20 protein-coding genes and 1 rRNA gene are annotated in these 21,640 nt (G+C 63.1%); 6 read left to right on the top strand and 15 right to left on the bottom strand.

The window, feature by feature from the left end; all coding sequences use genetic code 11:
- Positions 1-119: 119 nt before the first annotated feature.
- A complete protein-coding gene (locus AAG793_RS14440; RefSeq protein ID WP_341909363.1) occupies positions 120-1,625 on the bottom strand; it encodes an RNA-directed DNA polymerase in 1,506 nt (501 codons plus the stop codon).
- A 461-nt stretch (positions 1,626-2,086) separates the two neighbouring features.
- Here AAG793_RS14440 and AAG793_RS14435 point away from each other — a divergent pair, with 461 nt between their 5' ends.
- Positions 2,087-2,545 carry an Lrp/AsnC family transcriptional regulator gene (locus AAG793_RS14435; protein ID WP_341909361.1) on the top strand — a complete coding sequence of 153 codons (459 nt, stop codon included), beginning with the start codon at positions 2,087-2,089 and terminating at the stop codon, positions 2,543-2,545.
- Between the two features lie 34 nt (positions 2,546-2,579).
- On the opposite strand, the gene AAG793_RS14430 is transcribed toward AAG793_RS14435, so the two are convergent.
- The 12 genes from AAG793_RS14430 to AAG793_RS14375 all read right to left on the bottom strand — a co-directional run bounded on the left by AAG793_RS14430 (position 2,580) and on the right by AAG793_RS14375 (position 11,681).
- Positions 2,580-3,722, bottom strand: coding sequence for a hypothetical protein (locus AAG793_RS14430; protein ID WP_341909359.1), 1,143 nt, complete (start codon positions 3,720-3,722; stop codon positions 2,580-2,582).
- Positions 3,723-3,836: 114 nt separating this feature from the next.
- Positions 3,837-4,505, bottom strand: a complete 669-nt coding sequence (locus AAG793_RS14425; RefSeq protein ID WP_341909357.1) for a histidine phosphatase family protein — start codon at positions 4,503-4,505, stop codon at positions 3,837-3,839.
- A gap of 55 nt (positions 4,506-4,560) precedes the next feature.
- Entirely contained in the window at positions 4,561-5,199 is a 639-nt protein-coding gene (locus AAG793_RS14420; RefSeq protein ID WP_341909354.1) for a LysE family translocator, read from the bottom strand.
- Complete coding sequence (locus AAG793_RS14415; RefSeq protein ID WP_341909463.1) at positions 5,200-5,895, bottom strand: VOC family protein; 696 nt, start codon at positions 5,893-5,895, stop codon at positions 5,200-5,202.
- A 22-nt stretch (positions 5,896-5,917) separates the two neighbouring features.
- Positions 5,918-6,844 (bottom strand): PhzF family phenazine biosynthesis protein, encoded by a 927-nt coding sequence (locus AAG793_RS14410; protein WP_341909353.1) that lies wholly within the window; start codon positions 6,842-6,844, stop codon positions 5,918-5,920.
- Positions 6,845-6,872: 28 nt separating this feature from the next.
- Positions 6,873-7,493, bottom strand: coding sequence for a glutathione S-transferase (locus AAG793_RS14405; RefSeq protein WP_341909351.1), 621 nt, complete (start codon positions 7,491-7,493; stop codon positions 6,873-6,875).
- A gap of 22 nt (positions 7,494-7,515) precedes the next feature.
- Positions 7,516-8,736, bottom strand: coding sequence for a PLP-dependent aminotransferase family protein (locus AAG793_RS14400; RefSeq protein WP_341909349.1), 1,221 nt, complete (start codon positions 8,734-8,736; stop codon positions 7,516-7,518).
- A gap of 1 nt (position 8,737) precedes the next feature.
- Positions 8,738-9,085: a cupin domain-containing protein gene (locus AAG793_RS14395; protein ID WP_341909347.1), complete on the bottom strand. Its 348-nt coding sequence runs from the start codon at positions 9,083-9,085 to the stop codon at positions 8,738-8,740.
- A gap of 12 nt (positions 9,086-9,097) precedes the next feature.
- The gene (locus AAG793_RS14390; protein ID WP_341909345.1) at positions 9,098-9,427 is read right to left on the bottom strand and encodes a DHCW motif cupin fold protein; all 330 of its coding nucleotides are present in this window, start codon (positions 9,425-9,427) and stop codon (positions 9,098-9,100) included.
- Between the two features lie 18 nt (positions 9,428-9,445).
- Positions 9,446-10,087, bottom strand: coding sequence for a LysE family translocator (locus AAG793_RS14385; RefSeq protein WP_341909343.1), 642 nt, complete (start codon positions 10,085-10,087; stop codon positions 9,446-9,448).
- Positions 10,084-11,073 carry a DMT family transporter gene (locus AAG793_RS14380; protein ID WP_341909340.1) on the bottom strand — a complete coding sequence of 330 codons (990 nt, stop codon included), beginning with the start codon at positions 11,071-11,073 and terminating at the stop codon, positions 10,084-10,086. Before AAG793_RS14380 ends, AAG793_RS14385 begins: the two co-directional genes overlap by 4 nt.
- Positions 11,070-11,681 carry a LysE family translocator gene (locus AAG793_RS14375; RefSeq protein ID WP_341909338.1) on the bottom strand — a complete coding sequence of 204 codons (612 nt, stop codon included), beginning with the start codon at positions 11,679-11,681 and terminating at the stop codon, positions 11,070-11,072. Before AAG793_RS14375 ends, AAG793_RS14380 begins: the two co-directional genes overlap by 4 nt.
- A 153-nt stretch (positions 11,682-11,834) precedes the next feature.
- Here AAG793_RS14375 and AAG793_RS14370 point away from each other — a divergent pair, with 153 nt between their 5' ends.
- Positions 11,835-13,316 (top strand): PLP-dependent aminotransferase family protein, encoded by a 1,482-nt coding sequence (locus AAG793_RS14370; protein ID WP_341909337.1) that lies wholly within the window; start codon positions 11,835-11,837, stop codon positions 13,314-13,316.
- 362 nt (positions 13,317-13,678) lie between these two features.
- A complete protein-coding gene (locus AAG793_RS14365) occupies positions 13,679-13,921 on the top strand; it encodes a high-potential iron-sulfur protein (protein WP_341909462.1) in 243 nt (80 codons plus the stop codon).
- A gap of 48 nt (positions 13,922-13,969) precedes the next feature.
- Here AAG793_RS14365 and AAG793_RS14360 read toward each other — a convergent pair whose 3' ends face one another.
- Together AAG793_RS14360 and AAG793_RS14355 are read right to left on the bottom strand one after the other, a co-directional pair.
- Positions 13,970-15,607 (bottom strand): phospholipase D family protein, encoded by a 1,638-nt coding sequence (locus AAG793_RS14360; protein ID WP_341909335.1) that lies wholly within the window; start codon positions 15,605-15,607, stop codon positions 13,970-13,972.
- 116 nt (positions 15,608-15,723) lie between these two features.
- Complete coding sequence (locus AAG793_RS14355) at positions 15,724-17,673, bottom strand: ATP-binding cassette domain-containing protein (protein ID WP_341909333.1); 1,950 nt, start codon at positions 17,671-17,673, stop codon at positions 15,724-15,726.
- Positions 17,674-17,826: 153 nt separating this feature from the next.
- Here AAG793_RS14355 and AAG793_RS14350 point away from each other — a divergent pair, with 153 nt between their 5' ends.
- From AAG793_RS14350 to AAG793_RS14340, 3 genes are all read left to right on the top strand, one after another.
- Positions 17,827-18,318, top strand: a complete 492-nt coding sequence (locus tag AAG793_RS14350; protein WP_341909460.1) for a (2Fe-2S)-binding protein — start codon at positions 17,827-17,829, stop codon at positions 18,316-18,318.
- On the top strand, positions 18,315-20,633 hold the full coding sequence (locus tag AAG793_RS14345) for a molybdopterin cofactor-binding domain-containing protein (protein WP_341909331.1): 2,319 nt from the start codon (positions 18,315-18,317) through the stop codon (positions 20,631-20,633). Before AAG793_RS14350 ends, AAG793_RS14345 begins: the two co-directional genes overlap by 4 nt.
- Before the next feature lie 659 nt (positions 20,634-21,292).
- Positions 21,293-21,640 (top strand): 16S ribosomal RNA (locus tag AAG793_RS14340); the annotation flags it as partial.

Raw genomic sequence — 21,640 nt, 5'->3', positions numbered from 1 at the left:
GCGATGGCCGCGCATTCTCGTTGCGTTATCACTAGCTGTTGTCGCGAGTTATTAGCGCGCCTTAGTTATCGGTTTGGTGATCGCCCTCTTTCGTGGCGTTTGAGGAACCGAGCCATGCGTTACGCAGTTTCTTGAACCCATTTGGCAACCCAGCGATCAAGCAACAAGGGTGTATTGGCGGAAAAAAGCTTTAACCAATGAACTCTTTCGTCACTTGGAAGTACCCGTGATGCATTCAACACAGCTCTTCTGCCCCATCCGCCCAAGTTGTAGATTGAGGCTTTATGGTGGCGCACCCATGCAACGTTTCTTGTAGTTATAGCTGCGATCGCTTGGTTCTCAATATTCGTTCCCGAATAGATAAGACCTCTCAAAATTGGGCTTGCCATGTACTCCTTATACTGAGCGATGTAAGACTCCACCCAGTAACGTACCAGTTGGGCGTCCAATGCTGGAGATTCAACAATCGCCTCCAAGTGCGGGCGTAGCTTAGCTGGCATGGCTGCATCAGTGACTTCGTGTAAATAGAGAACTACGTCGTTAACTACAGGTGCGAAAAAATCAAAATGTTCAAGAAGATGTTCGGCTATCACATCAATTGAATTGCGACGTGCGGTCCGAATTACGCTACGCGCCAGTCCTAGATCCAAATGATCGTATTTGATGACCTTCTGGATAGCTTCGATTAATTCATCGTCAGGATCGTCAAACTCATCTTCATCGAAATCATCTGAATAGGGGTTGAACTCCTCAAGGCTCTCTATAAGATCAGCTTTCTCGTCAGCATAATGATTGTGAAAATGCTTCTCGGTAAAAGCCTTGGAATCAAGAAGCTCTGTCTTTTCAGAAGAAACCGTTAGACGGTGGTTTTCATATAGATAAAGCGTCAGTTTCTCAAGGACTTTTAGCAATTCCCGCGGTGAGTTGGCGAACAAGCGGATGTCGTCAACATATCTGGTGTGTGCAACACCTTGTGCCCGGAGAAAATTATCTACGTCAATTAGTACTGCTTCCGCCATAACAATACTGGCGGCAGGACCTACAGGAACACCCTGTGACGACTTACTATTTAGAGTCAATAGGAAGTTTTCGATTTCAACGGCGAATGGCTTCAAAGCCGGGTTCGATGATTCGATTGCGTTATTTAGGCGGTGCAAGTAGATTTGGTTATAAAAGTCCGTTATGTCCGTAACCAAGACATGAGAGAACTCTGCGAGTAGCTCTTCCGTTCTTGACTCATAGTCAGCCCAACCTGAGCCCTCAGAGAAAAAGCTGCCGTTAGCTACATTGAAGCGATAAGAACAGGCTACCTTCTCGCTCGCGTCTATTCTCGCGTTCTCAATGGATGGCGCGGCTTCATATGCCAAAGCTGTGTAAATTACTGCGTCAAGCGGCTCAAGTTGATGAACCACTCTAAACCCACCTTTCGGTTTCCCAATCGTCATCGCTCTCGGTGGCGTTACCCATAATTTCGACACGTTTTTCGACATCAGCTCCTTCTTTACCTCATCCCACTGGTGCCACAGTGCTTCAAACTCAGCCGGCTTAGGGAAGAAGTCCGAGTCGTAGAAGCGCTCGATATGTTCTTTTGCGAAGTCGAGTGCAGGTTCTGAGAGGATGGCCATTGAGCTGATCTTGATAGTGATTTGCGCGATGCATACCTTAACGACTTACGTTCTGACTTTGCCAATGAAGCTTCTGTCAATACCAGTCCATATTAGGTGACTTAGAAGGCTCGATGCATTAAAAATGAAGAAGCGCTCAAAATTCTTGCCTAAGTACAGTGATTCGCCCTATCACTGTCAGTCAGGATTGGCGCAAAGTAGCCGCTTGCCAATCTAGGGCTGGCCGAACTCTTGCGCGGTCCCATAGGTTAATGGTGTGACGCCCCCCAGGCGTAAAAAACCAAGCCCCCAACAAGCGGTAACCTGTTGGGGGCTTTGTCTTGTCAGTCGGGCCGGTAAGTCCGCTGTCATGACCAAAGTATCGCCCAGCTTGGGCCGAATAATTTGCCTGATTTCCTGTTTTTCAGACGTATTTCAGATAAATATTCCACTGAATTGGTTAATTCAGATAAATTGTCTGCATGGACAATCTGGACCGGAAAATCCTTCAGGTTTTGCAGGCCGATGCGCGCACCAGCCTGCAGGAGATCGGCCACGCCGTGGGCCTGAGCCCTTCACCCTGCTGGGGGCGCATCAAAAAGATGGAAGAGGCCGGTGTGATCGAGGGCTACACCGTGCGCCTCAATGCGCAGGCGCTGGGCCTGGGCGACACGGTGCTGGTGCAGGTCACGCTCGACAGCCACTCTGACAACACGCTGGAGAAGTTTGGCGAAACCCTGGCCGCGATTCCTGAGGTGATTGAGGCCTGGCTGGTGTCTGGCGAATATGACTACCTGCTGCGCATCGCCGTGAAAGACACCAAGGACTACGAGCGGCTGCTGCGCGAGCGGCTCTACAAGATCAAGGGCATTCGGCACAGCAAGTCCAGCTTTGTGCTGCGCACCCTCAAGAAGGCTGACCTGCCACTGCTGCCAGGTTGATGGCCCGCGTGGGGCCAACGTGTGGCCCGCATCGTCAGGTCGCGGGCAGCACCATGTCGCTGGTGCCGGTGCACACCCAGCGTGGGCATTCGCGCGAGGTGTCGATGCAGCCACCCGCCACGTACACCCCCTTGGGGTCACGCATGCGCATCATCAGCGAGAGGATGCGCGCGGTCTCCTGCGGGTCGGCAAGCGATGCCTTGACGCCCGCCTCAACAATGTTTTCGTCAATCCGAAGATGGCCCTGCGCGTCGGTGTAGGTGGCATCGCGCCAGTGGTAAATCTCGACGCACTTGGCGGTCAGCGTGAATGGCTTTTCGCGCTTCCAGAAGTTGGTGAACAGGCCACCGCCCAGATAGAACACCCACGAGCCCTCGTAGCCCGAGACATCAGACGAATGCTCGTCCGGGTTGCGGAACCACAGCCGGTCGCCAGGCACGTAGTAGCGCGGTGGCAGCGGGTCTTCCATGGTGCCGTACTCGCGCAGGAACACGTCGTGGAACTTGCCCGACATGATGGCGCTGCGCTCCCAGCGCTGCTGCAGCGCGGCCAGCAGTGGCGGGTTGCACTGTTGCAGCTCTTCGGCAATCGCCAGCAGGATCACGTACTCGGTGGCGCGGTAGCAGGAGAAGGAATACAGCCGCCCCGAGGCATCGGGCTGCGTGGCTTTCTGCAGCGCCGGAATCAGCGCGTGGCCGGGACGCACGGTGAAGCCGTCGTCTTCTGAGTAAGTCCAGCAGTCCTCGGGCCGGTCCACCTCGGTGGTGTGAAAGGCCAGCGCTGTCTTGCGGCCGGCCTGCACGATGTTGCGGCGGATGTGCACATGGGCGACCAGCTCATCGAAGCCGGGGAAGGCAAAGGCCACCGGGCTGGCCAGCATGGCGATCAGGATTTCGCGCTCCAGGTCGTCGGTGCTGGCGGTGGTGTCCAGCTTCAGGCGCTCGGCAAGTCCGGTGGTGTCGTGGTCGGGTAGCCAGGTGGTGGCCAGCTCGGGGCGCAGGCAGAAGCCGGCGGCGAGCTCATCATCTGGCGCAGACGAATGGCACACGGCATCGCCGAGGCCCAGGCGTGCCAGCAGGGTCTGAAAGGCGGTCTCTGCAGTGGCGCGTGCGGTGGGTGAGCCGGTGATGAAGTGCACGCCTGCAGTGCGAAGGCGTGGTGTAGTGGCCTCGGTCATGGTGCGCGACAGTATGTGGGCTCCACGCGGGTTCGGCAATAGCAAAAACACCCGACACGCGCCTTCTGACTGCTCCCTGACAGCGCGGCCGTAGGGCACACCCGCGCGAAGCGGTCAGGCGTAGGTGATCCAGTCCGCGTGCTCGGGTGAATCGAGGTGGGGCAGCGTGTTGTACGTCACCAGCATGTGGCGTTTGGGCGTGAAGGCAAATTCGGTGATTGACGAATTACGGATGCGCAGGTTCAGCTCGATGGTGGTTTCGGCGCTGGTGCCCAGCACATGACCCACGGCGGTGGCAATCGGCCCGCCGCTAGAGACCATGAGCACGTTGCCGCTGTGCGAGGCGCGCACATGGTCGAGCGCGGTGGTCACACCCGCCACAAACTCGGGGTAGCTAGGCATGCCGCGTGGGCTGACCACACCGGCCATCCACTGCGCGAGGCCGTCCTTGAGCAGGCGAAAGTGGTTGCGGTATTGCTCCGGCGAATCGGGCTTTGCCAGCGGCTGTGGGTGCACCGTGGCAATCACGGCATGGCTGTCGTACTCATTGAGCCCCGCCCGCTGGGTGCCCGGCAGCGCGGTGCCGAGGCCGGTGCAGATGCTTTGCAGGGTTTGCTGCTGCCGCTGCAGTGTTCCAGTGAAGGCGGCTTCAAAGCTGATGCCCTTGTGCCGGAAGTATTCGCCCAGCCGCACGCTCTGCCGGCGACCCAGTTCACTCAGCTCGTCGTAGTTCTCGGCACCAAAAGAGGCCTGGCCGTGGCGCACCAGATAAAGCGTTCCCATGCCGCGATTGTGGCGAACCCGGCCGTGGATTTTTGTCCCGTGGGTGACGGGGCGCTCAGGCGGCTGTGCGTTTTTCGGCCAGCAGGCGCAGCGCCAGAAGGCCCAGCACTGTGCCCATCACATAGCGCTGGACGCGCATCCAGCGCATGTTGCGGTTCAGTAGCCCGGCGATGGCTGCAGCAAAACAGATCAGCACGGTGTTCACGCCGGTGCTGACACTGATCTGAACAGCGCCAAGCGTCAGGATTTGCAGCAGCAGGTCACCGCGCTCAGGGTGCAGGAACTGCGGGAAGAACGACAGGTAAAACATGGCCACCTTGGGGTTGAGCAGGTTGGTCATGAAGCCCATCAGGAACAGGTTGCGCGGCGGGTCGCTGGGCAGGGTACGCGTTTCGAAAGGCGCCAGGCCACCTGGTTTGACCGCCTGCCAGGCCATCCAGAGCAGATAGGTGGCACCGGCCACCTTGATGGCGTCAAAGGCCAGCGGCACTGCCAGCAGCAACGCCGTGAGCCCGAAAGCCGCCGCCAGCAGATGCACGAGGAAGCCCATCGCCACACCACCGAGCGAAATCAAGCCAGCGGTGCGTCCCTGACACAGCGTGCGCGAGATGCAGTAAATCATGTTCGGGCCTGGCGTCAGTACCAACACCAGAGCCGCAAGGGCAAACCAGACGAGTTCAGTGGCAGTGAGCATTCACGGGTTCCTTGATGACAGTGTGACAAGACCGCGCGGCGTGTGCAGCGCGGCGGTGAGACCTGGTGGACCTTGCTCTGCGGCAATGCCCTGCAATCCAATGGCTGCGTAACTCGCACGCAGCAGGCCGGCTTGCGTGTGGCTAGCCTGCACCGATTGCACCGATTGCAGCGTGATGCCCGAGGGGGCCATGCCCCGTGCCGGGTGCACATCGCCCCACTCGATGAGCGTGGGCAGCGTGCCGTTCAGCAGCCGCTGGCCGTCAGCGCGAACGGTGATCTTCCAGCTCAGCAGGCCTTGCGGCGTCATGCGCGAAGCCTGCAGTACTTCGCCGCGATCCAGCCCGTGCTGGGCCAGCGCATGCACTGCGGCCTGTGCGTCTGAGGTGCGGGCGACGAAGTGCGCGAGTTGCGGGCCGGTCGCTTTCAGTTGCTGCTGCAAGGCCGCGTCATCCAGATCAAACCAGCGGCGGTAGCCTGCGGGTCGGGCACAGGGCGCGCCGGCGTGGATGGCGATGATTTCGAGATAGGCCAGCGGCCAGGCCTCGCAGGCGATGGACAGCAACCGGTTGTGCGTGCCCATCAGCGGATGCTCGCCACCCGGCCCGGGCGTGACGCCCAGCGTGCGTTCGCACCAGGCCACGCCTTCGTCCAGCGTGGCGGCCAGCACCACCAGATGATCGAGCTGTGAGTGCAATGCGTTCATCGTGGGGCTCACATCACAGTGTGACCTGCCCATCCACGCAGGTGACGGACTCACCGCCCACCCACACCTGGCCTGCCGCATCCTGCTCGATGTGAATCTGCCCCGCACGGCCCAGGCACACGCCTTGCGACGCCACATACTTCGCTGGCGCGTGGCCCTCAGCAATCAGCCACTGGGCAAGGCTGGCGTTCAGGCTGCCGGTGACCGGGTCCTCGTCAATGCCGACCGGGGCCACAAAGCCTCGGACTTCCATGTCGGGCGCGAACTCGCCAGCGGCGGCGGTGTGGCTGGTGCCGAAGGCACGCGCTTCCCGGTTGGCGCGGGCAATCAATGCCGGTGCGGGTTCGCTCGGGTAGAGCGCAGCCACACCCACCTTGGCGTCCAGCCGCGCCAGCGTTTTGTGGTCGGGTGTGAGCTGCAGCACGGTCTCGGGCGCGTCGAGCAGCAGGCCCAGCCAGACGGGGCCGTTGTCGAGCAACTGCGCCGCGCGAATCTGCTGCGGTGCCAGCCCCATCGCGGCGACCACCTGCGCCAGCATCACCGGGCTGGGGGCGGAGCGCTTCAATGCCGGTGCTGCAAAAGCCAGCCGCTGCGTGCCCGGCTCGCGCCGGATTTTCACCAGACCGACCTTGCACTCCTGCACGATGAATTCGTTGTCTTTCGGCTGCCCGCCGGCCTGCAGCCAGCTGTGGCAGGTGCCCAGCGTGGGGTGGCCGGCAAACGGCAGTTCACCGCCCGGCGTGAAGATACGCACGCGGTAGTCGGCACCCGGCTGGGTGGGTGGCAGCACGAAAGTGGTTTCTGACAGGTTGGTCCAGCGGGCAAAGCGCTGCATGGCCTCGTCGTCCAGACCACTGCCGTCCAGCACCACGGCCAGCGGGTTGCCCAGATAAGGGGTGGGCGTGAACACGTCCACCTGTTTGAAATTGCGTTGCTTCATCATTGGTTTCAAAGATTCATTTCACATGTCATGACAGGGCTTGGTCCAGCACACCGCGTGAGGCGGGGCGGGCCAGCAGGGTCTGGTACCAGCGCTCCACATGGGGGCGTGCGGTCCGTGTCTGCGGCAACCCAAACCAGCGGTGGACTTCGCAGGCCACGGGAATGTCGGCCATGGAAAAGCGTTCGCCGACCATGAAGCTGCGGTGGGCCAGGTGCGAATCAAGCCTTTCCATCAGCTTCTCGACTGCCGCGTTGGATTCGCTCAGCACGGCGTCATCGCGCTGACCGGCAGGCGTACGCACCAGCTGGATGAAGCCGGGGCGACTGGCCGGGTTCAGCGTGGTTTGCTGCCAGTCCATCCAACGCTCGGCATCGAAGCGTTCGCGAAGATCAGCCGGATACATCTGTCCGGGCGAGTGTTTTGCGCACAGGTAGCGCACGATCACGTTGGACTCCCAAAGCACGAAGTCCTCGTCCTGAATGACGGGCACCAGCGAGTTGGGGTTCAGGGCAATGTACGCCGGCTCCTTGACCAGGCCGAACAGGCCGCCCGCTTCTGTGCGCTGGAAGTCCAGCCCCAGTTCTTGCGCGGCCCAGACGACTTTACGCACATTGATGGAACTGAGGCGTCCCCAGATATGCAGCATGTGTGTTCTCCGTGTAGCGCGTTCAGGCGCCGGCTTCTGCGAGCTGTGCCGCCGGGACAGATTGGCCCTGCATGTCCCTGATGGCGGCAGCCAGTGCGGCAATGCCGATGTTGATCTGCTCCACGCTCGAGGTCACAAACGACAAGCGAAGCGAGCGCGGGTCGGGCGTGGCCGCATAAAACGCCCAGCCCGGCACAAAGGCCACATTGCGCTCGACGGCCTTGGGCAGCAGGTCAATCGCGTTCATGCCTTCCGGCAGGCGCGCCCACAGGAACATGCCGCCGTCGGGCGTGTTCCAGCTCACGCCCTCGGGCATCTCGCGCTGCATGGCGGCCAGCATGGCGTCGCGCTGCGACTTGTACAGCGCGCGTATGGTCGGTACGTGGCGGTCCAGAAAGCCGCCCTTCATCACCTCGGCCACCATGCGCTGATTGAAGCCGGGGCTGTGCAGATCGGCCGCCTGCTTGGCCTGCAGCAGCTTGGGGTAGAGCGCCTTGGGCGCAACCATGAAGCCCAGCCGCAGGCCCGGTGCCAGCACCTTGGAAAACGAGCCGAGGTACACACAGCCTTCGGGGTTGCGTGCGGTCAGCGGCAGTGGTGGCGGGGTGTCAAACCAAAGATCGCCGTAAGGGTTGTCTTCCACCATCGGCAGGCCCAGCCGTGCCGCTTCGGCGCTCAGTGCTGCACGGCGCGCCTCGGTCATGGTGCGGCCGGTGGGGTTCTGGAAGTTGGGCAGCACATACAGAAAGCGGGCGCCGGTTGCTTTGCTGGCCAGATCGTCAAGGTCCACGCCTTCCGCGTCATTCGCCACGCCCACCACTTCGGGCTCCATCGGCGTGAAGGCCTGCAGGGCGCCGAGGTAAGTGGGTGTTTCCACCAGAATGCGGCTGCCCGCGTCGATCAGGATTTTGGCGATCAGGTCCAGGCCCTGCTGCGAACCGGTGGTGATCAGCACCTGGGCCGGGTCCACCTTCCAGGGCAGCATCGCCGCCACGGCTTCGCGCAGCGGTGCATAGCCTTCGCTGGCGGCGTACTGCAGAGCGGCGTTGCCGTCTTCGCGTAGCACCTTGTCGCAGGCCTCGCGGAAGGCGCTGACCGGAAAGGTCTTGGGCGAGGGCAGGCCACCCGCAAAGCTGATGATGCCGGGCTTTTCTGTCACCTTCAGGATCTCGCGGATCACCGACGGGTTCATCTTGTGGGCGCGTTGCGCCTGCGTCCATTGCATGGTGGTTTTCTCGTTCATGTCACTCTCCTCCTTGCGGGCCGTAAAACACGACCCAGGTCACAAAATCGGTACTGAAATTCTCGAAGCGGTGTTCGGTACCCGCTACGACAAAAAACGCGTCGCCGGGGCGGGCGTCGAAACGCTGGTCATGGATGATGATCTCACCCTGCCCGGCCTGCACAAAATAAAGTTCGTCCTGCGTGTGCGGCTGCTGCCGGTCCTTGCCGTCGGCATTGCTTCCTGGCGCAAACACTTCCACGCTCATGCTGCCGCCTGCCATCAGCGTGGCAAACGGCACACCCTCTGGGTATTCGGGGGTGGGGGCGCCGGGCAGTTGCCGCAGCGCTTGCTGGAGGGAGACTTTCATGGGTTGACAGGCTCAGTCGACGATGAACAGTTTGGCGCCACCCGGTGCGCTGGAGCGGTGCGCTTCGGCGCCATCGGCCACCTGATAGCTCATGCCGGGCAGCAGCACATGCACCCGGCCGTCCTCCAGCTCGGTGTGCAGCTCGCCTTCGAGGCACAGCAGGATATGGCCCTTGCGGCACCAGTGGTCAGACACATAGCCTGGGGTGTATTCCACCACCCGTACCCGCACATCACCAAACTGCCGGGTGCGCCAGAACGCCTTGCCCTGCAGCGCGGAATGCTCGGTGCGCGGCACGCTGGACCAGTCGGTGGTGCCAAAGGGAATGTCGGCGATGTTCATGACAGGCTTGGGTGGGGATCAGGGGGCAGTCGGGCTCTTGAGCCGGAGCAGGCTCAGACCCAGCAGTCCGAAAGCGCCGCCGCAGAGGCGGTTGAAGATGCGGACGCGACCGGGTGTGCCAAACCAGCGCCGGGTGTGGCGTGCCAGCAGCACGTAAAACAGATGCGAGGTCAGCACGCAGGCCGCGAAAGCGCTCGTCAACGCGAGAAACTGCGGCAGCATGGCTGCCTCCGGCTGGATGAACTGCGGGAAGAGGGCGGTGAAGAACAAAATACTCTTCGGGTTGGTCAGCGCCACCAGCAGGCCTTGCCTGAACAGTGCGGCATTGCTTTTGCCAGACGGCGCATCGTTGGTCAAAGGCGTGTCGAACATCGAGGTCTTGCTGGTCCACTGGCGCCAGCCCAGATACACCAGATAGATGGCGCCGAGCATCTTGAGCACCGCGAACAGCCACGCCGAGGTGTGCAGCAGGGTGCCGAGGCCGGCCATGGCCGCAGCGGAGACGGAAAACACGCCCAGCACATTGCCCGACGAGCTCCACAGCGTCTTGCGCGGCCCCCAGGCAACCGCGTTGGATACCGCTAGCAGAATGCCCGGCCCGGGGCTGAGCGCGGTGACCAGCGAGATGGTGATGAAAAGCAGCCAGGCGGAAGTGGTCATGGTCTTGAATCGGGTAGGAGAGGGGACACAGGAGACTGGGCAGGCGCAGCAGGGTGAACCGGCATTTTCTTGCCGATGAAGACGGTGGCGATCACCGCCAGGCTGAAGCCCACGGTGACGGCGTCCATGCGCTCACCCAGAAGCGGCACCGCAAACAGCATCGACAAAAACGGTTGCACCAGCTGCACCTGGCTCACGCGCACCGTGCCACCGAGCGCCAGGCCGCGGTACCAGGCAAAGAACCCCAGCCACATCGAGAACACCGCCAGATAGGCAAAACCGCCCCACGCCGCCGCCGAGACGGGCGTGGCCGGCCAGGTGATGAGTGCCAGCGGCAGCGTCAGGGGCAGTGCGATCACCAGCGCCCAGCAGATCACGTGCTCGGCCTGCATGCGTTGCGACAGCTGCGCGCCGTAGCCGTAGCCCACGGCCGCGCAAGCCATGGCGGCCAGCAGCAGGGTGTCGGCCAGACTGATCGACAGGCCTGCGGCGCCCTGGCCGGAGCGCAGCACCGCAAACACCACCACCAGCGCAGAGCCCAAGGCCGCGCAGGCCCAGAAGCCGAGCGAGGGGCGCTGGCGGTGCAGCAGCGCGCCCACGGCCGCAGTGGCCAGTGGCAGCACACCGACGATCACGCTGGCATGCATGGCCTCCACATGCCGCATGGCCACCGAGGTGAGCAGCGGAAACCCGAACACCACACCCCCAGAAATCAGCACGAGCGGCCACCAGTCGCCACGCTTCGGCAGCGGCGCGCGGGTGACCAGCAGGAACACACCCGACAGCAGCGCCGCCACCACCGCACGGCCCACCGCGATGAAGACGCCCGACATCTGCGGCGCATCGGGCGTGCCCACCGCCAGCCGCGTCATCGGCAGCGTGACGGAAAAGATCACGATGCCGAGCAGGCCCAGCCACAGGCCCTTGTGGAGCCGGGCGCGTGCGTCGCTGGTCATGACGGTGGTGGTCATGACGGTGGTGGTCATGAGGCCAGCATCCAGAAGGCCGTCACCACCAGCACACCGGCCATGACGAGGTTGAAGATTTTCAGGCGGCGGCCGGTGCCGTCGGGCCCGGTGAGCCAGTGCCGCAGCAGGGAGCCGACCAGCGCATAGGTGAGGTTGCTGACCAGCGCATAGGCCAGCATGACCGGCAGCACGATGGACAGGCGCGTGCCTGCATCAGCATGCCCTGCGATCCAGCCGCTCACGATGCTCAGCGCCAGCATCCACGCCTTGATGTTCACAAACTGCAGCGCCGCGCCTTGCCAGAAGCCCACGTTCAACCGTGCCGCTTCAGCATTGCTCAGCTGGCGTGAGTGGGCGATCTTCCAGGCCAACCACAGCAGGTACGCCACACCCACCACCTTCACGGCCAGGGCCAGCATCGGCACGGCCAGCAGCAGCGCACCGACACCGAAGGCGCACACCAGCAGCAGCACGCCCCAGCCCACCGGCACCGACAGCACAAACGGCAGGCTGCGCCGCAAGCCGCCATTGGCGGCCAGTGCGGTCGACAGCGTGGTGTTGGGCCCCGGCGAGAAGCTCATCGCCGTGGCCAGCACCAGCAGCGCGGTGAATTCTTGCCAGTTCATGTTTGCCACTTTATAGTTGTCACCAGTACACGACCAGTACAGTTGTTGCGACAAACTCCGGAACTGTATTGGTCAAATAGTCAGCACACCACGCTGAAGCGATCCCGAATTCACCCGGAAGCATTTGCAATCCTTCAGACCGCAGGCCCCGCCATGTTGATGAAAACCTCTTCCCAGTCGCTCACCGCGCAGCTCAGCGCGCGTTTTGCCGAGCGCATTCGCAGCCGCTTGCTGGCGCCGGGCGCGCGACTGCCGTCGGTGCGGCTGTGCGCGCAGCAGCAGGGCGTGAGTGTGGCCACCGTGGTGGCCGCTTACGACCAGCTGCTGGCGCAGGGGCTGGTGGTGGCGCAGAAGAACCGGGGGTTTTTTGTGCGTGAGGCGTCCCGCACGGCACCGCCCGCTGCACCGCGCGCGGACAAATCTGTGACCGTGAAGCCGCAGCCGGAGGCCGCGGTATCCCCAGCGCCCATGGACAGCTGGAGCACCGCCACCTGGATCGCCACGCGCCAGGCGCCGGTGGACGCCACCGCCCTGATTCGCGGCATGTTCCACAAAATCAGCCACAAGCCGCAGCCTGGCATGGGCGTGTTCCCGGCGGACTGGCTGGAAACCACCTTCATGCCGGCGGCGGTGCGCAAGGTGTCCAGCGTCAGTGCGCTGCGCGACTTTTCACTGCAGTACGGCGAACCGATGGGCGACAGCGGCTTGCGCCGGGCGCTGTCGCAAAAGCTCGGCGCCATCAATGTGCCGGCCACGCCTGCGCAGATCATCACCACGGTCGGCGCCACGCACGCGCTCGACATCGTGAGCCGCACGCTGCTGCGCGCTGGCGACTGCGTGATGGTCGAAGAGCCCGGCTGGGCGGTGGAGTTTGCGCGGCTCGACGCGCTGGGCATGCGCATCCTGCCGGTACCGCGACGCGCCGACGGGCCCGATCTGGAGGTGATGGCGAAGTACTGCGAGGCGCACAGCCCCAAGCTGTTTGTCAGCGTCAGCGTGTTCCACAACCCCACCGGTTACTGCCTCACCCCCGGCAGTGCCCACCGTGTGCTGCAGCTGGCCAACCAGCACAACTTCCACATCGTTGAAGACGACACCTACAGCCACTTGGCACCCGAGCACGCCACCCGGCTCTGCGCGCTCGACGGCCTGCAGCGCACGATTTACGTCAGTGGCTTCGCCAAGATTCTGGCACCCGGCTGGCGCGTCGGCTTCCTGGCCGCGCCGCCGGAGCTGGTGGAGCGCCTGCTCGACACCAAGCTGCTCGCCACCCTCACTACGCCCGCCTTGCTGGAAAAAGCGCTGGCCTGGTGCATCGACCAGGGCCAGTTGCGCCGGCACGCCGAGCGGGTGCGCACCCGGCTCGACCAGGCGCGTGCCCGCAGCGTCAAGCTGGCGCTGGCGCACGGCTGCACGTTTGCGGCGGAGCCAGCCGGTCTTTTTGGCTGGGTCGATACCGGCGTGGACACCGACGCCCTCTCGCAGCGCATGCTGGACGAGGGCTACCTGATTGCGCCCGGCGCGCTGTTTCATGCAGTGCGCACCCCGAGCCCCTTGATGCGCATCAACTTCGCGACCACGCAGGAGGCTGCGTTCTGGAAGGTGTTTGCGCGTTTGCGTGACGGCATGAAATAGATATTTACAAGCTGGGGTGCCGGATGACATGTTTTGAAGGCGTTTGCCTCTTGCGCGGCAGGGGCCCGGCACCTTAAGGTGTGGGAGCAGGTCGTCCGGCCTGCGTCCGGGCGTCATTGCCAGGGCCCACCTGCAACTTCCAACCCGAGGACATGCCGATGAAAACCCGCCGACAGCTGATACAACTGATTCCCGCGACCACGCTTTCCAGACTGCTGCCACTGGCTGGCCTGTCTGCCACCGCCGGCCTGCTCAGTGCCTGTGGCGAGAAGGCCACCACCACCGCCGTCCCCTCGGCATCGCCCGCCCCTGCGCCCGCACCCGCACCAGCCCCTGCCGCCGCACCTGCAGCGCCCGCGCCAGTGGCCGCGACTGGCCCGTTGGTCGATGAAAAAGACGCGCAGGCCACTGCCTTGGGGTACGTGAGTGATGCCACCAAGGCCGACAAAGCGAAGTACGCCAATTACGCCGCCGGCCAGAACTGCAGCAATTGCGCCTTGTACCAGGGCGCTGCAGGTTCTGCGCAAGGCGGCTGCCCGCTGTTTGCCGGCAAGCAGGTGTCTGCCCAAGCCTGGTGCAGTGCTTACGCGAAGAAGGCTGGTTAAGGCCCGCTAGGGTTAGCTGAGGCTCGCCTGCTCTTTCGCTGCACGGCGTCAGAGCATCTCTTCAGGCGCGAACGGCGAGATCAGCATCAGCAGCAGCTTGAGGCCAAGACTGGCGTCAGGCTCTGTGCGCGTGTCTTTCAGGGTCGAACCCTGGGGCGCGCGCCACAGCAGCTGGTCGTCCACCAGTTCCACGCGCCAGGCGCCCTGCGCCATCGCAGGCTCGATCAGCGCACGGGCTTCTTCAGACAAGGCCTGGTTGCTGATGACCAGACCGACCTCGCTGTTCTGTAACTGGGAACGCAGGTCGAGATTCATCGAGCCGACCACCAGCAGGCGCTGGTCAATCACCGCCGTCTTGGCGTGCAGGCTGGAACGGGAGCCACCGGTTGAGTCGCCCATCGATCCCCCGCCGGACCGCAAGCCACGCACCGTGCCCGGCTGCTCGGCATGCATTTCGTAAAGCTCCACGCCCATGGCCAGCAGCGCCCTGCGATAGCGGGCATAGCCCACGTGCGCAGCGGGTGCGTCGTTGCTCGCCAGAGAGTTGGTCAACACCCGCACCCGCACGCCGCGTTGGCGGATGTCGGCAAACTGCTTCATCATGCGCTCGCCCGGCACGAAGTAGGGCGACACCAGCAGCACATCGCTGCGGGCTTCGGCCATCAGTTGCAGCAGGCCGTCTACTGCGGTGTCCTGCGCATCTCCGGTGCTGTCTGCATCGGCGGCGATCTTTGAGGGCTTGTCGACCAGCAGCGTTGAGGGTGCCCAGGTCCAGGTCAGTAGCCGCAGGTCGGTCGAGTCGCCCAACGCGGGGACGGTGCTGGCGGCGGCTGGTTTCACCGGCGCAGGGGTGAGCGCCGCATCCGATGTGCCGGTGGCCTGCGTGGTTCCGGGAGGCGGGGGTTTGAGGGCGTCAATATCGGCCTTGCTCATCAGTGACTGCACCGGATAGGCCAGCGGGTCGTTCCAGTACTGGTCGAAACTTCGGGACAGGTCTCTCGCAATGCGGCCGGCCGCGAGGATGTCGATGTCGATGAAGTTGGTGCCTTCGCTCTGGCCAAAGTAGGTCTCGCCCAGATTGCGGCCACCCGCAATGGCCACGGCGTTGTCGGCCACAAAAATCTTGTTGTGCATGCGCCGTTGCATGCGCTGCGTGTCCTGCAGGTTGCCCAGCACCCGCATGACCAGCGAACCCCGTCCGCCCGGCAGCGGATTGAACAGCCGCACTTCAATGCCGCGCTCGAAGGCCAGCTTGAGCACTTGGGCGTTCTTGCCGGTGGTGTTGAAGTCGTCGAGCAGGATGCGCACCCGCACACCCCGCCCAGCTGCTTCACGCAGCGCGTCCATCATCCGGTCGGTGGTTTCGTCGGCGTGGATGGCGTAGTACTGCAGGTCCAGTGTTTTCTCTGCGGCCTTGATCAGCGTCATCCGGCTGGTGAAGGCCAGCTCGGCACTGCCCACCAGTGCAAAACCGGAATCGTTACGTGTGCCGGCGCGTGCCGCACGGGCATTGACCAGCGTGCCGAGCCGGGTCTCGGTCGGGTCGGCGAGCGCTGTCGAGGTGGGGCGGCTGACTTCTGTGGGCAGCGAGGCGCAGCCGGTGAGCCACAAGCCCATCAGCAGGCTGGTGCACCGGATGGCGTTCAGCACGAGGCCGGAGGTGGGGAGGCTTGAAAATGCGGGCATGGTTCTCCCGACTGTAAGCCTGCGCGATCTTCTGCGCGGCGTGAACCGCAAGGACGGCGCCGCTGATGGCTGTAGGCGCACAGCGCAACTGGTGCGCTGGCGCTCCAAAGGCGGGATTACGAGAGGTGTTCCCAGCGCTGCAGCGCGGCCATCAGCTCTTCCTCGATCTTGCTGTTGCGCGCGTTGAGTTCGGCCGCCCGCTTCGGATCGCGGGCATACAGCGTGCCGTCAAACAGCTCCTGCTCAATCGCTTTCTGCTGTGACTCCAGCTGTTGAATCAGTGCGGGCAGTCCGTCGAGTTCCCGCTGCTCCTTGTAGCTGAGCTTCTTCTTCGGGGCTGCAGCGCCTTCTTTGCTTGCCTCGGCCGGGCCTTTGCTGTCCGATTTGCTGGTGCCTTTGTTGCCGGGCTTGGTGGCCGTGCCTGCCGGGCTTTTGCCGCCTCCACTGCCGGTGATCTGCGCCGCACGCTTCGATTGCGTGAGCCAGTCGGTCACGCCGCCTTCGTACTCGCGCCAGAAGCCCGGGTTGTCGGGTGTGCCTTCATAGGCAATCGTGCTGGTCACCACGTTGTCGAGGAAGCGCCGGTCGTGGCTGACGAGAAACACCGTGCCCTCGTAGTTCTGCAGCAGGTCTTCCAGCAGCTCCAGCGTGTCGATGTCGAGGTCGTTGGTGGGTTCGTCCAGCACCAGCACATTGGCGGGCCGTGCGAAGAGGCGCGCCAGCAGCAGGCGATTGCGCTCGCCACCCGACAGCGTGCGCACCGGCGAATTGGCGCGTGCTGGTGAAAACAGGAAGTCGGTCAGATAGCTCTTGACGTGCTTTTTCTGGCCGTTGATCTCCACCCACTCGCTGCCGGGGCTGATGAAGTCTTCCAGCGTGGCGTCAAGGTCGAGGCTGTCACGCATCTGGTCGAAATAGGCGACCTGCAGATTCGCCCCCTGGCGGACCTTGCCGGGCGGCGTGGTCACATCCGGCTGCAGCTCGCCCAGGATCAGCTTGAGCAGCGTGGTCTTGCCGGCGCCGTTGGGGCCCAGCAGGCCGACCTTGTCACCGCGCAGCAGCGTGCCGGTGAACTGGTTGACGATGATTTTCTCCGCACCCGGGTGGCCGAAGCTCTTGGACACATTGGTCAGCTCGGCCACGATCTTGCCGCTTTTCTCGCCGCTGGAGACATCCAGGTTGACGCGGCCCACCGCGTCGCGCCGCGCTGCGCGGGTCTGGCGCAGCGCTTCGAGCCGGCCGATGCGGGCCACGCTGCGGGTGCGGCGTGCTTCCACGCCCTTGCGGATCCAGATTTCCTCCTGCGCCAGCAGCTTGTCGGCCTTGGCATTGATCACCGCCTCCTGCGCCATCTGCTCTTCCTTCTGAATCAGGTACTGCGCAAAATTGCCGGGGTAGCTGTTGAGCTTGCCGCGGTCCAGCTCGACGATGGCGGTCGCGACCTGGTCCAGAAAGGCGCGGTCGTGGGTGATGGTGATGATGCTGCCGTTGAAATTGACCAGCAGTTCCTCCAGCCAGGCGATGGAATCCAGGTCCAGGTGGTTGGTGGGCTCGTCGAGCAGCAGCACGTCGGGCTTGGCGACCAGCGCCTGTGCGAGGGCGACGCGCTTTTTGGTGCCGCCGGAGAGCGAGCCGACGATGGCGTCCTTGTCCAGGTGCAGGCGGTGCAGGGTTTCCTCCACGCGCTGCTCCCAGTTCCAGCCGTCCAGCGCTTCAATTTCGGACTGCAGCGCATCTAAATCGGTGTGCTCGTCAGCCGCCAGGTACTGTTCGACCACCTGCCGGGTCCGCGCCAGCCCCGCGCTGGCGGCGATGAACACGGTGGCATGCGGGTCCAGGCTGGGCTCTTGCGGCACATAGGCAATGCGCAGGTTTTGCTGCAGTTGCAGCGTGCCGTCATCGGGCTTTTCGAGCCCGGCAAGGATTTTCAGCAGTGAGGATTTGCCCGTACCGTTGCGGCCGATCAGGCCGATGCGCTGGTTGGTTTCAAGCGAAAAATCAGCGTGGTCCAGCAGGGCCACGTGGCCGAAAGCCAGCTGGGCGTCAAGTAAGGTGATAAGTGCCATATATAGAGAGGATTATCCCGGGGCTGGCTTCTGGGCCGGTTCGGGGCTCGTTCGGGGCCTTGATGGCGCGCCGTTGTTACCTTTTGCCACGGCCGGAATCGCTATAGTGGTTTTCCGGTTTCACACCCTTGAGGAGCGCACGTGGAGACACCCATCCGGCTGGACATCAATGGCCGCAGCCTGGCTGCCCGGGCGTACCCGGACATGCCCCTGTTGTGGCTGCTTCGCGATGTGCTCAACCTCACAGGCACCAAATACGGCTGTGGCGTGGGGGCCTGCGGGGCCTGCACGGTCCGGGTTGACGGTGCGGCGGTTCGCGCCTGCATGACACCGGTTTCTGGCGTGATCGGCAAGCGCATCCAGACGATAGAGGGGCTCGGTTCCCCCGACAAGCCCCATGCGCTGCAGCGCGCCTGGATTGCCGAGCAGGTGCCGCAGTGTGGCTATTGCCAGTCCGGCATGCTGATGGCGGCCGCGGCGCTGCTGGACAAAAAACCGCGCCCCACCGATGCCGACATCGATGCGGCTATCACCAACCTGTGTCGCTGCGGCACCTACCAGCGCATCCGGCTGGCCATTCGCCGCGCGGCCAGCGGGCCGGCCGTGCCAGTCGGGCCAGCTGGCGCGCTGCAAGCCAGGTCATGAAGCGCCGCTCCTGGTTGTTGAGCGCCACTGGCGCCGCAGGGGCTCTGGTGATCGGCTGGAGCCTGTTGCCGCCCCGGTCGCGGCTGGGCAGCGCCAGCCATCCGTGGCCCGCTCTGGACGGAATCGATGGCGAAAATGGCCGCGCTGAAGGCGTGGTGCTCAATGGCTGGATCAAGGTCAAGTCCGACGGCTCGGTGGTATTGGCCATGCCGCGCAGCGAGATGGGGCAGGGCGTGCACACCGCGCTGGCCATGCTGGTGGCTGAAGAGATGGACCTGCCGCTGGTGCGCGTCAGCGTGGAGCAGGCGGGCGGCGACGCGATTTACGGCAATGTCGCCATGCTGGTCGGCAGTCTGCCCTTTCATCCGCTGGAGCGGGACGACTTATCCGAAGACGGCGCCCCCAGGGTGCGGCCCACCACGGTTCGGCTGGGCGAGTGGATGATGCGCAAGCTGGCGCGCGAGCTGGGCATCAACGCCACGGGCGGATCTTCCAGCGTGGCGGATGCCTGGGAGGTGGTCAGGACGGCGGCCGCCACGGCCCGCGGTTCGCTGCTGGGTGCCGCTTCGCTCGACTGGAAGTTGCCCGTCGCTGAGCTGATGGTCACCGACGGCGTGATGTCGCACCCTTCTGGTCCGTCAGCACACTACGGCGAGCTGGCCCGGTTCGCGGCCGCCACGCCGCCGGGCGAGGTGAGGCTCAAGAGCCGGCAGACCTGGAAGCTGATTGGCCGCCCTGCGCCTCGCCTCGACATCCCTGCCAAAACCAATGGGCAGGCTGTGTTCGGCGTGGATGTGCGCCTGCCCGGCATGGTGTACGCCGCCGTGCGCATGTGCCCCATGCTGGGCGGGTCGCCCGGGGCGGTGGATCCGGCGGCGGCACTGGCGATGCCCGGTGTAGAGCGTATCGTGCGCTTGCAGGGCTTCGCCGGGTCAACCGCCGGCTTTGCGGTGGTGGGCGCCACCTGGTGGCATGCGCAGCAGGGCGCGCTGGCGGTGAAGGTGGACTGGCAGCAGCGACCGGCCGGTGCGCTGGACTCCGCACGGATCGAGCGCGATCTGCTGGCGGCACTGGACACCGGTCCTGCCCATACCTTCTACACGCGTGGCGATGTGACTCTGGCGCAGGGCAGCGCCACGAGGACGGTGGAATCGGTCTACCGCGCACCCTATCTGGCGCACGCCACGCTGGAGCCGATGAACTGCACGGCGCAGGTGGCTGGTGGCAAGGTGCGGCTGTGGGTGCCGACCCAGGTGCCGCAGATGGCGGTGGCCCAAGCCGCGCAGGTGGCAGGCGTTGCTCTGGAGGACGTGTCGGTCACGGTCACCCTGCTGGGCGGCGGCTTCGGCCGCCGGCTGGAGGTTGACGTGGTGGCGCAGGCGGTGCGCGTGGCGATGGAATGTGGCGGCCGGCCGGTGCAGCTGATGTGGTCGCGCGAAGAGGACACCACCCACGACTTCTACCGGCCCATGCAGGTCGCCCGGCTCCGCGCGTGGTTCGGACCGGACGGACGGGTGAGCGGGGTGAGCCTGCTGTCGGCGGGCGATGCCATCACACCGCGCTGGCTGGAGCGCAACGCCCCCGGGCTCGCCAGCCCGGTGGATGCCCCGGACAAGAGCGCGGCAGAGGGCCTGTTTGATGTGCCCTACCGATTTGCGCACCAGCAGATGGCCCAAGTCGCCACCCGTTCCCACGTGCCGGTGGGCTACTGGCGTTCCGTGGGGCACTCCCATAACGCGTTCTTCATTGAAAGCTTCATGGATGAGTTGGCGCTTCAGGCCGGCATGGATCCTGTGGCTTTTCGCCTGCCGCTGCTGCAGGAGGCCCCGCGCCACCGGGCGGTGCTGACGCTGGCCGCGGCAAAAGCCGGGTGGGGCACGCCCCTGCCAGCGGGCCGGGCACGGGGTGTGGCGCTGCATGAGTCTTTCGGCACCATCGTCGCGCAGGTGGTTGAGGTTTCCCTCGCAGCGGACAGCCCTCGGGTTCACCGCGTGGTGTGTGCGCTGGATTGCGGCACGGTGGTCAATCCCGGTGTGGTGGCCCAGCAGATGGAGGGCTCGGTGGTGTTTGCGCTCAGTGCCGCCCTGCACGGCCGGATCGATATTACCGAAGGCGTTGTCCGGCAAAGGAATTTCCCCGGACACCCGCTTGTCTCGCTGAGGGATGCACCGCAGGTCGAGACGTATCTTGTGCCGAGTGGACGAGCCCCCGCAGGCGTGGGGGAGCCTGGCGTGCCCCCACTGGCGCCTGCGTTGGCGAACGCCCTGTTTGCTCTTTCCGGGCGCCGTCAGCGGCAGCTGCCATTGCGGGCCTGAAAGGGCTTGAGCGGCCAGATGCAAAACTTTTGGGCGCACTCTTCAAAGCGCAGAAATTCCGTGTTACAGTCTATGGCTCTGCTGATAACGCAGCGCAGCGCTCCTAAAGAGAAATCGCAGCGGCAGCAGATAAAAATTTGGATTCGAAGTTGACTGGGACGAAATTTCCGGTATAGAATTCAAGGCTCTGCTGAAAACGCAAGTACTTTCCGGAAACGGAAAGGTGGCAGAAAAAAAGAGTTTAAAAGTTTGACTGGGCTTCAAAATCCGGTATAGAATTTAAGGCTCTGTCAAATTTGACGAAAGTCGCAAAGTTGATAAAACTAAGCGCTCAGTCAGACGAGACAAATAACCTTCAGGTTGACCGGGATTAAAAAATCGGTATATAATTTGAGGCTCTGCTGATTACAGCAAACGACAAAAGCAAGCGGCCAAGCTGCTTGCAAGTAGTCAGGATCATTAAAAATTTACAGCCGATAAGTATGGGCGTTTGAAGGCGATTGCCAGACAACTCAACGCAAGTTGACGAGTCAGGTCTTTTGACCTTAAACGCTCATAGAGATAGAACATGTGAAATCGTCAAGATTTCTCATCAATTCCGTTTTTTATGAGTTTTCTTCCCGCAGTCAAATGCGGGGAGTTGAAATATTGCAGTGATTAAACTATAGAGTTTGATCCTGGCTCAGATTGAACGCTGGCGGCATGCCTTACACATGCAAGTCGAACGGTAGAGTAGCAATACTCGAGAGTGGCGAACGGGTGAGTAACATATCGGAACGTGCCCAATCGTGGGGGATAACGTAGAGAAATTTACGCTAATACCGCATACGATCTAAGGATGAAAGCGGGGGATCGCAAGACCTCGCGCGATTGGAGCGGCTGATATCAGATTAGGTTGTTGGTGAGGTAAAAGCTCACCAAGCCGACGATCTGTAGCTGGTTTGAGAGAACGACCAGCCACACTGGGACTGAGACACGGCCCAGACTCCTACGGGAGGCAGCAGTGG

The organism is Polaromonas sp. YR568, assembly GCF_943372955.1.
Classification (GTDB): domain Bacteria; phylum Pseudomonadota; class Gammaproteobacteria; order Burkholderiales; family Burkholderiaceae_C; genus Polaromonas.
Note: the sequence above shows the minus strand (reverse complement) of the source record. Positions and strands in the feature narration are given on the sequence as shown.